The sequence below is a fragment of the Peribacillus saganii genome, assembly GCF_003429095.1.
Classification (GTDB): domain Bacteria; phylum Bacillota; class Bacilli; order Bacillales; family DSM-1321; genus Peribacillus; species Peribacillus saganii.
On the sequence record NZ_QVTE01000012.1, the window covers coordinates 49,885 to 63,779 of the forward strand.

The 13,895-nt window shown below is 42.2% G+C and carries 11 protein-coding genes; 1 reads left to right on the plus strand and 10 read right to left on the minus strand.

Annotation, left to right across the window (positions count from 1 at the left end):
* Positions 1-52 precede the first annotated feature (52 nt).
* The 7 genes from pnpS to D0469_RS05300 all read right to left on the minus strand — a co-directional run bounded on the left by pnpS (position 53) and on the right by D0469_RS05300 (position 8,422).
* Positions 53-1,813, minus strand: coding sequence for a two-component system histidine kinase PnpS (pnpS, locus tag D0469_RS05270; protein ID WP_117325595.1), 1,761 nt, complete (start codon positions 1,811-1,813; stop codon positions 53-55).
* Complete coding sequence (locus D0469_RS05275; protein ID WP_117325596.1) at positions 1,810-2,529, minus strand: response regulator transcription factor; 720 nt, start codon at positions 2,527-2,529, stop codon at positions 1,810-1,812. Before D0469_RS05275 ends, pnpS begins: the two co-directional genes overlap by 4 nt.
* A 294-nt stretch (positions 2,530-2,823) precedes the next feature.
* A complete protein-coding gene (locus D0469_RS05280) occupies positions 2,824-3,279 on the minus strand; it encodes a MaoC family dehydratase (protein ID WP_117325597.1) in 456 nt (151 codons plus the stop codon).
* A gap of 117 nt (positions 3,280-3,396) precedes the next feature.
* On the minus strand, positions 3,397-4,335 hold the full coding sequence (gene mdh / locus D0469_RS05285) for a malate dehydrogenase (RefSeq protein WP_117325598.1): 939 nt from the start codon (positions 4,333-4,335) through the stop codon (positions 3,397-3,399).
* Between the two features lie 118 nt (positions 4,336-4,453).
* On the minus strand, positions 4,454-5,722 hold the full coding sequence (gene icd, locus D0469_RS05290) for an NADP-dependent isocitrate dehydrogenase (RefSeq protein WP_117325599.1): 1,269 nt from the start codon (positions 5,720-5,722) through the stop codon (positions 4,454-4,456).
* 262 nt (positions 5,723-5,984) lie between these two features.
* Positions 5,985-7,100 (minus strand): citrate synthase, encoded by a 1,116-nt coding sequence (gene citZ, locus D0469_RS05295; RefSeq protein ID WP_117325600.1) that lies wholly within the window; start codon positions 7,098-7,100, stop codon positions 5,985-5,987.
* An 863-nt stretch (positions 7,101-7,963) separates the two neighbouring features.
* Positions 7,964-8,422, minus strand: coding sequence for a DUF441 domain-containing protein (locus tag D0469_RS05300; RefSeq protein ID WP_199478370.1), 459 nt, complete (start codon positions 8,420-8,422; stop codon positions 7,964-7,966).
* Between the two features lie 165 nt (positions 8,423-8,587).
* On the opposite strand from D0469_RS05300, the gene ytvI reads away from it, so the two are divergent.
* Complete coding sequence (gene ytvI, locus D0469_RS05305) at positions 8,588-9,715, plus strand: sporulation integral membrane protein YtvI (RefSeq protein WP_117325601.1); 1,128 nt, start codon at positions 8,588-8,590, stop codon at positions 9,713-9,715.
* A gap of 80 nt (positions 9,716-9,795) precedes the next feature.
* On the opposite strand, the gene aceA is transcribed toward ytvI, so the two are convergent.
* The 3 genes from aceA to pyk form a co-directional block, all read right to left on the minus strand.
* Positions 9,796-11,112, minus strand: coding sequence for an isocitrate lyase (gene aceA / locus D0469_RS05310; protein ID WP_117325633.1), 1,317 nt, complete (start codon positions 11,110-11,112; stop codon positions 9,796-9,798).
* 424 nt (positions 11,113-11,536) lie between these two features.
* Positions 11,537-11,923 carry an FxsA family protein gene (locus tag D0469_RS05315; protein ID WP_117325602.1) on the minus strand — a complete coding sequence of 129 codons (387 nt, stop codon included), beginning with the start codon at positions 11,921-11,923 and terminating at the stop codon, positions 11,537-11,539.
* A 173-nt stretch (positions 11,924-12,096) separates the two neighbouring features.
* Entirely contained in the window at positions 12,097-13,857 is a 1,761-nt protein-coding gene (gene pyk / locus D0469_RS05320; RefSeq protein WP_117325603.1) for a pyruvate kinase, read from the minus strand.
* Positions 13,858-13,895 lie beyond the last annotated feature (38 nt).

Consider the following 13,895-nt stretch of genomic DNA (forward strand, 5'->3'; position numbering starts at 1 on the left):
ATTTGATGTAAATAAAATGTAAATATTACTGATCCCCTTCAGGTGAATTACATTATTTATTAAGTTCAACAATAAATGTTGAACCTTGTCCAACCTCGCTTTCAACATGGATTCGTCCATGATGAGCCTCTACGATATGCTTGACGATTGCAAGGCCAAGCCCTGTTCCGCCTGAATTGCGGCTCCGGGCTCGGTCAACTCGATAAAACCGTTCAAAGATTCGAGGCAGTTCTTCTTTTTCAATTCCTATTCCGGTATCCTTAATTTCAATCCGTACCGATTCCCGTTGATCTGCAATATTGACGTCAACCCTGCCGTTGTTCGGTGTGTAGGTCAATCCATTCGTGATAAGATTGATGAAGGTTTGCTTAAGCCTGAAAGAATCTCCCTCAACATACACCGGATGTCCCGGTGCTTCCAAATTCAGCTCTATTTCCTTCTGTTGGGCCTTTCCGTCTAAGATGGCACACGTTTCCTTCAACAGCACCTTTAAATCAATCTTCTCTATGTTCAATGCAAATTCATGCTGCTCTATTTTCGACAAATCCAGTAATTCCTGAATCAGAATCTGGAGACGGTCGCTTTCCTTTAATATGATCCCGAGGAAATTTTCCAGGGTATCTTTATCGTTTAAGGCTCCGTCCAGAAGTGTTTCCGAAAAGCCTTTAATGGAGGTTATCGGGGTCTTTAATTCATGTGACACGTTCGCAACGAAATCCTTCCTCATTTGTTCCAGCTTTTTAAGCTCGCTTATATCATGGAACACAATCAATATGCCTTTCCATTCATCATTTGTTCCAATAATTGGTGCCCCGTATACTTCAAAATGCTTTCTTTCAAGACCAACAGGAAGTATGAGCTGCCTTTTCAGGCTTTTTTCCGTAACAAAAATTTCTTCTATGATCTGAATGATTTCTTTATGCTGGATTACTTCATAATAAAGCTTGTAAAGAAAATTTGAACCATCCACCTTAAATATTTGTTTATATGAACGGTTAATAAGAGTGATGTACCCTTTATTGTCAATCAACAAAACGCTGCTCCCTATATTTTCAATCAAAGTGACCAGCCGGTCCTGCTGCATTGCACGGGCAACCTCCATTTCCTGAAGATTTCTTGCTAATTTATTTAATGAAGTGCTTAACATTCCGGTTTCATCGGATTGTTCTTCATAAGTCCTTGCCTTGTAGTTCCCCTTCGCAAGCTCAATGGCTGTCTTGGTTGCCGCTTCAATTGGCCGTGTATATCTCGAAGCAATCTTCACCCCCAGCATGATAATGAGAATTAAGGCTGATCCAAGACTTACAGTCAGTATCCCCCACATTTGCCGGTTTGCTTCTTTTATTACACCTAATTGGTTATTAAGGATAACATAGCCTTCAATTTCTCCGCCGCTTTCAATTTCCTTCCAATAATAATGAAGGTCATTTCCGCCATCTGATACTTTAAACCCCTCTGATTCCATATCCCTTTTATCCAGGATACTGGAAATCATTTTTTGGTGCTCCTCGCGGTATTCTTCCTTCTTTTCATTAGAATCAAATAAAATAGAACCATACTTTGAGATAATCGTAAGATTGGAATCTAATATCCTGGTAAAATTGTCAGCTTTTCCTTCCTTGAAAAACTCATCCAATCCGCCATTTTCTTTAATATACATTGAAATAAATAATGCCTCTTTTTCCAGCCTTTCATTAAATGTGTGCAAGAAATAGCTTTTGAATAATTGTCCGAGTATCAGGCCCAGTGCCAATAAAACAGTGATATTAAGTACGATTAAAGTAAAAATGAGCCTGGAGCGGGAATTGGTCATTCCTCCTTAGGCTCCTCAAGTTTGTAGCCAAGGCCTCTTATAGTCTTTATATAAATAGGCTTCTTCGTATCTTTCTCGATTTTCTCCCGCAAATGACTGATATGGACATCGACAATTCTGGTATCTCCTGCAAAGTCATAATTCCAGACCGAACTAAGGAGCTGATCCCTTGTTAACACCCTGCCCTTGTTTTTGGCTAAATACAACAATAGTTCAAATTCCTTCGGTGTAAGCTCAAGCTCCACTTCTTCAAAGAAAGCTTCGTAGCGTTCCGGGAAAACTTTTAAAGATCCCAGCTTAATCATTTCATCCAGCTCATCAGACTCATCATCGCTTTGCTCTTTTTGGAATTGGGATCTTCTTAGTATCGCTTTAACCCTTGCCACTACCTCGCGGGGGCTAAAGGGCTTTGTCATATAGTCATCCGCTCCCAGTTCTAGTCCAAGGACTTTATCAAACTCATCATCCTTAGCGGTCAGCATTAATATCGGTGTGATAATTTTCTGCTGACGAAGCTGTTTGCACACTTCTATTCCATCAAGGAGAGGAAGCATTAAATCCAACACAATTATATCTGGCATTTCCCTGATAGCAAGCTCTTTTCCCTCTTCCCCGTCCATAGCCGTCACAACCGCATAACCTGCCTGCTCCAGATTGTATTGAAGCAAAGTTAGAATCGATTTCTCATCATCCACTACAAGAACCTTTTTTGTCATGATTGCCCTCCTGAGTTTGAATACGAAATACCCCTCGACCTGTACGGGCCTCTTCATCCAATATCAATTATAAATAAAAAAAGAATAAAGGGAAACATCGGTGTTAGCAACGTGAAGGCTTGCTCCCCTGAATATGAATGAATGTGTCTTCCTGGAATATAAAAACCTGGCGAAGAAACCAGGATATTTACCAAGCTAATTTAACGGTTTACATCATTTCTTACTGAAAAAACTTACTTTTATTCTTCATAAAAAAAGAACCCCATGCAGAGGGTTCTTGTACATTACCAAGGCTCACCCTTGGGCTGCATCACTGAAGCGGGGAGGGCATACCTTCAATCTTGCTTCCAAAACAAGTTCGTTATCTTCATTTTCACCAATTACATGTATTTGGACCAGTTGCTGGTCCCTATCAACATCTTTAACTTCAAAAATGAATTTGATGGTGCCGTAATGATAAACTGGCTTATGGTAGATAACATCCTGTGATAAAATATGGCTTCCAGGTCCCGGTAAGTATTTTGATATTGCGGAATTAATGATTCCAATCAGCATAACACTTGGAACAATCGGTTTCTCGAATGGAGTTTGTGAGGCGTAATCGTGCTGAATATAAAGCGGGTTGGCATCATTGGTTAAACCTAAGTACAGTAAAAGATCTTTGTCTTCTATTTTTTCAGTTAGCGAAAGCTTCTCTCCTGCCTTAATATCTTCAATTTTTCTGCCAAGCTTCCTTTTTTTTAATAACATGGAAACCTCCTCCTTGCATCAGCTGCATAAAAGTCGAAAACATTTTGAAAAAAATTCGGGGAAAATAGTGTTTCCCCGAATTTTAATCTTAAGCTATTTATTTTGAGGATATGTTTGTTAAGCTAAAACATTCATTACATTGCGAACAGATTCAGCAGATTTAGCAAGGGCTGCCTTTTCATCTTCAGTTAAATCAAGTTCGATAACTTTTTCAATGCCGCCAGCACCAAGAATAGTAGGAACGCCGAGGTAAATTCCTGCAAAGCCATATTCACCTTCAAGGTAAGCGATAGAAGGAAGTACACGGCGCTGATCTTTAAGGATAGCTTCTGCCATTTCAACAAGCGACGCAGCAGGAGCATAGTAAGCACTGCCGTTGCCTAAAAGATTGACAATCTCTCCGCCGCCCTTGCGTGTGCGTTCAACGATTGCATCTAAGCGCTCTTGGGGGATAAGAGTTTCCAATGGTATTCCGCCTGCATATGAGTAGCGTACAAGAGGGACCATATCATCTCCGTGACCGCCTAAAACAAAGCCGGTAACATCTTTAACAGAAAGATTTAACTCCTGAGCGACAAAGGTGCGGAAACGAGCTGTATCAAGTACACCGGATTGGCCGATGACGCGGTTTTTAGGGAAACCGGACTCTTTAAATACTGTATAGCTCATTGCATCAACAGGATTTGTAAGGACGATGATGTAGCATTCCGGAGAATATTTTACAATTTCCTTAGTAACAGCTTTCATGACCTTTTGGTTAGTTTGAACCAAATCATCTCGGCTCATGCCCGGCTTGCGCGCGATACCTGCTGTGATGATAACGATATCCGAATCAGCTGTATCTTCGTAGCTGGAAGTACCTGTAATGTTAGCGTCAAAGCCCTGTATCGGACTGGCTTCAAGCATATCAAGAGCTTTACCTTTTGTCGGATTTTCCATTTGAGGAATATCAACTAATACTACGTCACCAAGTTCTTTCTGAGCTAATAAAAAAGCAGTTGTAGCGCCAGTAAATCCGCCACCGATCACAGAGACTTTTTTGCGTTTTAGAGACATGACAGCTCCTCCTCGAAAATAAATACAATATTTAATTTTTCCTGGCTATCAAATTAGCTTCTGTACGCAGGGCAAGGGAGGCCCCGGTACAGAAGCAAAATTTTCAAAAATTATTCTATTACAGGTTTTTAATAAGTTCATCTGCGAATTCAGAGCATTTTACTTCTGTCGCACCGTCCATTAAACGGGCGAAATCATATGTTACCACTTTAGAAGAAATTGTCTTCTCCACAGAAGCAGTGATCATTTTCGCAGCCTCATTCCATCCAAGGTGTTCAAGCATCAGTACACCGGACAGAAGTACAGAGGATGGATTCACTTTATCCTGGCCTGCATACTTAGGAGCTGTTCCATGAGTCGCTTCGAAAATTGCATGTCCAGTTTCATAGTTAATGTTGGCGCCTGGCGCAATACCAATTCCGCCTACCTGTGCAGCAAGTGCATCGGAAATGTAATCACCGTTCAGGTTCATTGTTGCTACCACATCAAATTCTTTCGGACGAGTAAGGATTTGCTGTAAGAAAATGTCCGCGATAGAATCCTTGATGATGATCTTCCCTGCTGCTTCAGCTTCGGCCTGAGCTTTATTTGCAGCTTCAGAGCCTTGTTCTTCTTTAATTCGGTCATATTGATTCCAAGTGAATACTTTGTCGCCGAATTCCTGTTCAGCAAGCTCATATCCCCAATTCTTGAATGCACCCTCAGTAAACTTCATAATATTGCCTTTATGTACTAGAGTAACAGACTTACGTCCTTCCTTGACCGCGTAGTTGATCGCTGCACGTACAAGTCTCTGTGTTCCTTCTTCAGAAACAGGCTTGATACCAATTCCTGATGTTTCAGGGAAACGGATCTTATTTACTCCCATTTCATTGCGAAGGAAGTCAATTACTTTTTTTACTTCGTCAGAGCCTTTAGCGTATTCGATTCCAGCGTAAATATCTTCAGTATTTTCACGGAAGATAACCATATCAGTATCTTCAGGACGCTTTACTGGAGAAGGTACACCATCAAAATAACGAACTGGGCGCAGGCAGACAAACAGGTCAAGTTCCTGGCGTAAAGCTACGTTTAGTGAACGGATTCCTCCGCCAATTGGAGTTGTAAGAGGTCCTTTAATAGCGATCAAGTACTCCTGGATCATATCAAGTGTTTCCTGTGGTAGCCATTCGCCAGTTTGATTGAATGCCTTTTCCCCTGCAAGGACTTCTTTCCAAACAATATTCTTTTCGCCGTTATATGCTTTTTCTACGGCTGCTTCCAGAACCCGTGACGCTGCTGCCCAAATATCCGGACCAATGCCATCCCCTTCAATAAACGGTATAACCGGATTGTTCGGCACGCGTAGTGTACCATTTTCTACTGTAATTTTTTCACCTTGATTCATTGCTATCCCTCCAAATTCGATATCAAAGGTTAGGGAACATCGAAATGCGGAAGCGCCTTGGTCAGCCCCGACAAGCATAGGACGAATTCCGTAAGAAGGCGTTCTTTGCCTTCTGGAGGAATTTGACTGATGACCTCGAGGAGCTAGGCGCTGCAGTTAGACACCTGTTTTATTCAGAACGATGTCTACATCGATTAAGCCCCATAACCCTTACTACTACACTATTAATTTACTTTAATTCTGTCAATTCGAAAAATGCTGTTTATCTTGCGTCAACCGGAACGTACGTTTGCATTCCAGGGCCTGTATATTCGGCACGAGGGCGGATCAGGCGGTTATTTTCATACTGCTCCAAAATATGGGCAATCCAGCCTGATGTACGGCTGACTGCGAAAATTGGAGTAAACAGGTCATGGTCGATGCCAAGGCTGTGATAGACAGATGCAGAATAGAAGTCTACATTAGGCGGCAGATTCTTCTGAGAAGTCACCAGTTCATCTATTTTGATTGACATTTCATAGTATTCAGCCTGCCCTGTCAGATTGGTTAATCTTTCAGACATAACTTTAAGATGCTTCGCACGGGGATCCCCTTTACGGTACACACGGTGGCCGAAGCCCATAATCTTTTCTTTGTTTTGAAGTTTATTATTTACATAGCTTTCTACGTTGTCAACTGAACCGATTTCTTTTAGCATCTTCATTACCGCTTCATTGGCTCCGCCATGAAGAGGTCCTTTCAATGCGCCAATGGCAGCTGTGATACCTGAATAGATATCGGAAAGTGTAGCGACACATACACGGGCCGTAAATGTGGACGCATTTAATTCGTGGTCAGCATGAAGAACAAGCGCTTTGTTAAATGCTTCCTCTTCGACTGGGGATGGTTCCTCACCGCTCAACATATAAAGGAAGTTGGCTGCAAAGCTCAAATCAGTTCTTGGAGCTACGGGTTCAAGCCCTTTTCTTACACGGGAAAATGCTGTAACAATAGAAGGGATCTTTGCCTGAAGGCGGATCGCTTTACGGTAGTTTGCATCTTCATCCATTAGGTCCGCTTCTTCATCATAAAGTCCTAATAGTGAAATAGCAGAACGAAGAGCTGCCATCGGGTGCACATCGTTAATAGGATACATTTTGAAGTGTTCAAGCACTTCCTGTGGCAGGCTAGCGTTTTCTGCCAGCTGTTGTGTCAATTCAGACAACTGGGCTTTGTTAGGAAGCTTACGATGCCATAATAGATAAATAATTTCTTCAAATGTCGCATTTTCAGCTAGATCATCGATGTCATAACCTACGTATGTAAGCGTATCATCAATGATGGAGCTAATGGATGAAGTTGTTGCTACAATTCCTTCCAGACCTCTTGTTACTGTCATCAAGAATCTCTCCTTTTAATAAAAAATTCCCCTTTACCCATTACTATCTGCGTAATATATAATTGACCACTGATGGCATGGGCGCATTACCACACCATATGTATCTCTAACCGAAGGAAACCCCCGGCAAATAATGAAAGCGTTACCAATAGTGCTAAGGTTCCTCATTATACTGACATCAGGAGAAAAGCACTAGCACTTCCATATGTACCCCTTCCTTGCGCATTCAAAACTTTCATAACTGAGCGCTTGCTCAATCTTGCGGCACTGTTTCCGTTAAACAAAACCGTTCACTAGAATGGCATGTTCATAGAAATTTTGAAAGGATGCGCTTACAAGTCCTATTATAAACAATTATCTGACATTTGTGAATGAAAAAGCACAAAATGTGAATAAATTAATATTTTATTAGAAAAACACAATCCATATAAAACTAACTGTATTTAGAAATTTTTGTTGAAACTCTATTAGAATAAGTATTTCGGCTTCGCCATATATTTAGAGCAGAACGTCATGGAGAATTATATCTTTATTCTTATATAGAATTTTGCTTCCTGTACTAATTTAGGACAGGAGTTACCAAAAGAAATAAAATTTTTCTTTAAAAAGGGGCCTGGCCTTATTTGGTGCATCTCAAGCTGAAGGCAGAACGTTAGTGTAAAGGGAGGAGGACTGGACCGCCCAGCACTCCTATAAAATTTAAATTCTTGTGGAGGAAATATAAAATTTTGCATCCTCTCGCTGATGAGGCTAATGGACGAGCCGATATCTTTTTAATGATCAAGGACAGACGTCTGGTGCCACACAGCCCGGAAGCTTTGTTGACCGACATTGCATTTTGCAGGCGCTTGCGCTTCTTCCTGTCATCTTATGAATTCAAAAAGTTTCATAAACATGAAGGCAATCCCTGCACCAATCAGAGGACCAACGGCTATCCCTTTGAACAAGGACACAGCGAGAATGGTACCGAAAACCAAAGCCGTTGTTATATGAGGATCCTTAGCCAGGAGCGTAAGGCCGCTTTTTGCAATTAGCGCTACAGCAATTCCTGAACCAAGTGCGATCCACGCCACCGGAGATTTCACAGCTGCCCCTAGTTCTTTAAAACCAATCGAGCCATTAGCGATTGGAACGAGGACTGCTATCGTTATAATTGTAACTCCTATGTTTATTCCCTTTGATTGCAAGTAAGGAAATACCTTCTCATCAATTCCGGTAGCCTTCAATAACAGCAAGGATCCTGCTGCAATTATCAAGGATGTGTTTTTCGCTACCAAGCCGATCAAGGCCAGCAGCGATAAAAAAAGGACAGGTCCGCTCATGATCAACCTCCTAATTAGTTATATTATGTCAATATAACATCCTGGGTAATATTACACAAAATCACTGATTCGGCCCTGCCCTTGTTTTTTCAGCCATATTTTAAGATTTATCAATCGGGATAAATCGTCTGTACTAATGCCGATTTAAATAGGAGGGCATATTCTTTGAATCCAGTTCATGTACAACGGCTTTTACGTTTTCTTTTTGTATTTGGTCTTATTTTGCTTGCTGCCGCCGCCGTATTTTATGTTTCTTCATATACATATCCATTTATTATTGCCATTGTGATTGCTTTTCTAATAAACCCGCTTGTTAACTTTTTTGAATATAAGGCGCGGCTTCCAAGGGGGATAGCCGTTTTCGTCTCACTTACCTTTATTCTGTCGTTATTTGCCGGTCTGGTTACACTACTGGTGGCTGAAATTGTTTCAGGTGCCGACTATCTAGGAAATATGGTACCCCGGCACCTGGATACTCTTATCGATTATATGGAAGATTATATCGAATCGCAAATTATCCCGCTTTACAATCAAATAGCAGCTTATTTTAACAATTTGGATGCCAGTCAGCAGAACACCCTTATGAATAATATTGAAAATGGCGGCAAACAGATTGGTTCCACAGTGGGAGATTTTATTCAAAGCTTTTTTCAAAAAATACCCGCTATCATCGGTTGGTTTCCAAACGCAGCAACCGTACTAGTATTTTCCCTTCTTGCTACTTTCTTCATCAGCAAGGATTGGTACCGCCTTTCAAGGATAGGAGGAAGGTTTTTGCCGAAAAGGGTTTTTCAGGGAGTTAAAAGAGTAATTGAGGATTTAAAAAAGGCCCTATTTGGGTTTATCCGGGCACAGTTTACACTTATATCCATTACGACGGTAACCGTTTTAATCGGTCTTTTGGTCCTCCGTGTGGAATATGCGATCACCATCGCGTTAATAGTCGGCATGGTTGATATTCTCCCGTACCTGGGGACTGGTGCAGTATTTGTTCCCTGGATTGTTTTTGAATTTATCTCAGGCGAAACGAACATGGCAGTTGGACTTTCTGTCTTATACATAGTCGTGATTGTCCAAAGGCAGCTGATGGAGCCAAAGGTGCTCTCCTCCAGCATCGGCCTCGACCCGCTTGCGACGCTGGTTTCGCTATTTGTCGGGTTTAAATTAATCGGCTTCCTTGGGCTAATTGCAGGACCTGTCGTCCTCGTCACTATAAATACGCTTCAGCGGGCAAATACCTTCAAAGAAATTTGGCATTTTATCCTTGGAGATGACAAAAAAAGTATTAATTAAAGGCGGTCGGACGGCACCATAAAAGGAGGACGCGATTCTGCGTCCTCCCTCCTATTTCGCCGCCATGCATTACTAGAATGCTACCTGTATTGATTATTGTTGGGAACTGACTCCCTGGTTTTGTCCTGGAATTGCTCCGTTTCAGTTGATCCCTTTAAGGCCGTAGTTGAAGATGTTCCGCCTGATATAACTTGGGCCAACTCATCAAAATAGCCTGTTCCAACTTCGCGCTGATGCCTTGTGGCTGTGTAGCCATGTATCTCACTCGCGAATTCCGCCTGTTGAAGCTCAGAGTATGCTGCCATGCCCCGATCCTTATACTGGCGTGCCAATTCAAACATACCATGGTTAAGGGCATGGAAACCAGCAAGGGTAACGAACTGAAATTTGTATCCCATTTTACCCAGTTCAGCCTGGAAATTGGCAATCGTTTCGTCATCGAGCTTTTGTTTCCAGTTAAACGATGGAGAGCAGTTATAGGCTAATAGCTTTCCAGGGAATTGTTCATGGATGGCTTCTGCAAATCGACCGGCTTCCTCAAGATTCGGCTCAGAGGTTTCACACCAGATGAGGTCAGCATATGGGGCATAGGAAAGCCCTCTGGCAATCGCCTGGTCCAGTCCTGCGCGCGTCTGATAAAAACCTTCAGGAGTCCGTTCGCCCGTGATGAATTCTGCGTCCGCCGGATCTACATCACTTGTAATTAAATCAGCCGCATTTGCGTCAGTACGTGCAATAAGCACAGTCGGAACTCCCATTACATCCGCTGCAAACCGGGCAGCAATTAAGTTGCGTACTGCCGTTTGTGTTGGGAGTAGCACTTTGCCACCAAGGTGGCCGCACTTCTTCTCGGATGAAAGCTGGTCTTCAAAATGGACTCCGGCAGCCCCCGCCTCAATCATTCCTTTCATTAATTCAAATACATTGAGCTGTCCTCCAAAACCTGCTTCAGCATCCGCAACAATCGGTGCAAACCAATCAATTTCCTCTTTTCCTTCCATATAATAAATCTGGTCAGCGCGCTGCAATGCCTGGTTAATGCGCTTAACAACCTGCGGAACGCTGTTTGCCGGGTACAAGCTTTGGTCAGGGTACATATGCCCGGAAAGGTTTGCATCAGCAGCAACCTGCCAGCCGCTTAAGTAGATTGCTTTCAACCCTGCTTTCACTTGCTGCATCGCCTGGTTTCCAGTCAAAGCGCCAAGCGCGTTAATGAAATCCTTAGTATTCAAAAGGTTCCAGAGCTTTTCAGAGCCACGGCGCGCCAATGTTTGCTCGATTTCAAGCGAGCCTCTTAAACGGATTACATCCTCCCCGCTGTAAGGTCTGGTAATCCCTTTCCACCTTTTATCCGTTTTCCAGTTTTCCTCTAATTTCCTTGCTTTTGCTTGTCTCATCATCTATGTTCCTCCTTAACTATTTTTTTACTTATAAGTATCCGCAACTTAACTACCAAAATTTCTTACAGCCTTGGCCGCCGTGAAGCATCACTCCCTTTTATTTATATTGTTATAATACAGAATGACTATTTCTTGATTGTATTATATAACAACAGTTTTTATTTTGTCACCTTATTTTTCTAAAAATTTAAAAAATAGCAATATCATTGCCGGAGCAATCATTGGTTGGCGAAGCCGGCACTAGCACATCGTGTGGGGGCTTTATTTTCCTGCGGGAAAAAAGGGGCGGAGCGCTGGAGCTAGAGTATCTGCGCTATTAAAAAGTTATTCATGGCTTTTCTAATGCAAAAAACCCCTGGCAAGGAAGGTGAGAAGAAGTCACCTCCTTAGCCAGGGGTTAGGTATCGCCAGCAATGTTCACTTAGCGAATGATTGTTATATTTTTATCAATCATTCTGTTCCTGATAAGTTTCAGCAACAGAGGCTTAATCATTTTTCGGGTTGGCGGCAGTAATAGAAAAAATCCAATGGCATCAGTTATAAATCCAGGGGTTAACAAAAAGCAAGCCCCGGCTAGAATACATATTCCATCCAGTAAAGCCTCTCCAGGAATCTGTCCTGTCCTCATTTGAAACTGCGCATTCCGAATTGTTTCCATCCCCTGCTTTTTCGCTAAATATGCGCCTGCAATCCCTGTGGCGATAATTAAAAAAATCGTAGGAAAAAATCCAATTGTTCTTCCAGAGAGCAACAGAGTACATATCTCAAGAGCTGGTACAATTATCAAAATCAAGAGCAAATACCTCATAAAGTTCCTCCAGATGAAAAAGTTCTTGTACTATTAGTATACACCTAAATTCCTGTTCATTCCTCTAATACATACCGGAGAAATTTTTGCAGAACATTAGAGAACCGGAATATTTAAAAAACCCTGCCAAATCATTCTGGCAGGGTTTTAAGCGTTATTGAAGTCTATTTGGATTAAAGGACACTTGAATGTCCATTGTAAATGATTCCTCTTCCAGAATCGACTGTTATGCTTTGGCCGTTGGTTAAAAGAGTTGTAGCATTTTCTGCTCCTACAATAACTGGAATACCAAGAGTGACTCCAACAACCGCGGCATGGCTGGTCAATCCGCCCTCTACAGTGATAAGGGCAGCACATTTTTCTATAGCAGGCATCATATCACGATCAGTTGCAAAAGTAACAAGAACCGATCCTTCTGTTACATTTTCAATTGCTTCTGCAGCGTTTCTGGCAATAACCACTTTTCCTCTAGCTGATTTGCGGCCGATGCCCTGTGCTTTGATTATTTCTTCGCCAAGAACATGAATTTTCATCAAATTAGTAGTGCCTGTTTCACCAACTGGAACCCCAGCTGTAATCACAACTAAATCTCCATGGGAAACCAATCCAGAGTTCAAGCTTTCCTGGATCGATGACTCAAGCATATCATCCGTTGTAGTTGCTTCTGGACCGATTTGTGGATAAACTCCCCATACAAGGGCTAAGCGCCTTGATACATGATCCTTAGAAGTAACCGCAATTATCGGTGCTTTTGGACGATACTTAGAAATCATCCTCGCCGTATGCCCGCTTTCAGTTGGAGTGATGATTGCATCAACTTCAAGGTTTAGTGCTGTATGAGCAACCGATTCCCCAATTGCGTCAGTCACATTATGCTCGCTGTCCTTACTGCGCTTAGAAAGCAGCTCTCGGTGGTTTAATGCTGATTCTGCACGTGAAGCAATATTGTGCATAGTTTGAACAGCTTCAATAGGATAAGCTCCCGCTGCAGTTTCACCGGAAAGCATGATAGCATCAGTACCATCAAAAATCGCATTTGCTACATCACTTGCTTCCGCACGGGTTGGGCGCGGATTGCGCTGCATGGAGTCAAGCATCTGGGTGGCTGTAATAACTGGCTTTCCAAGTGTATTGCACTTCTTGATCAGCTGCTTCTGCACAAGCGGGACCTCTTCTGCTGGTATTTCAACACCCAGGTCTCCCCTCGCTACCATTAGACCATCAGAAACCTCCAGGATTTCGTCAATATTGTCTACGCCTTCCTGGTTCTCGATCTTAGGGATAATCTGAATATGCGGTGCATTATTTTTATGCAGTAATTCCCGGATTTCCAAAACATCGGAGGCACGGCGGACAAAAGAAGCAGCAATAAAGTCTATACCTTGTTCGATACCAAAAACAATATCCTTTGCGTCTTTTTCAGTAATCCCTGGAAGTTTGACAGAAACTCCCGGCACGTTGACACCTTTTTTATTTTTCAGGGTTCCAGGGTTAAGAACCACTGTTTCAATTTCTTGGTTTTCACGACGGATTTCCTTTACTTCTAGCCCTATTAAACCATCATCAAGCAAAATCTTAGATCCTGGCTCGACATCCTCAATAAGACCTGGGTAAGTTATGGAAAATTTCTCCTTGGTTCCAAGTACTTCATTCATAGAGACAGTCACAGAAGAACCTGCTGTGAGCTCGATGGCATCGTTTTCCATATTATGAGTACGGATTTCAGGTCCTTTTGTATCTAGAAGAATCGCGACCTGTTTTCCGGTTTTTTGAACGGCTTCCCGGATGTTGGCGATACGCTGTCCATGTTCTTCATGATCTCCGTGAGAAAAATTAAGGCGCGATACATTCATACCCGCTTCAATTAATTGAGTGAGCTTATCGACGCTCTCACTTGCAGGACCGATAGTACATACGATTTTCGTTTTGCGCATGTTTGGATTTACCTCCTATTATTATCCTCAATAGTAAA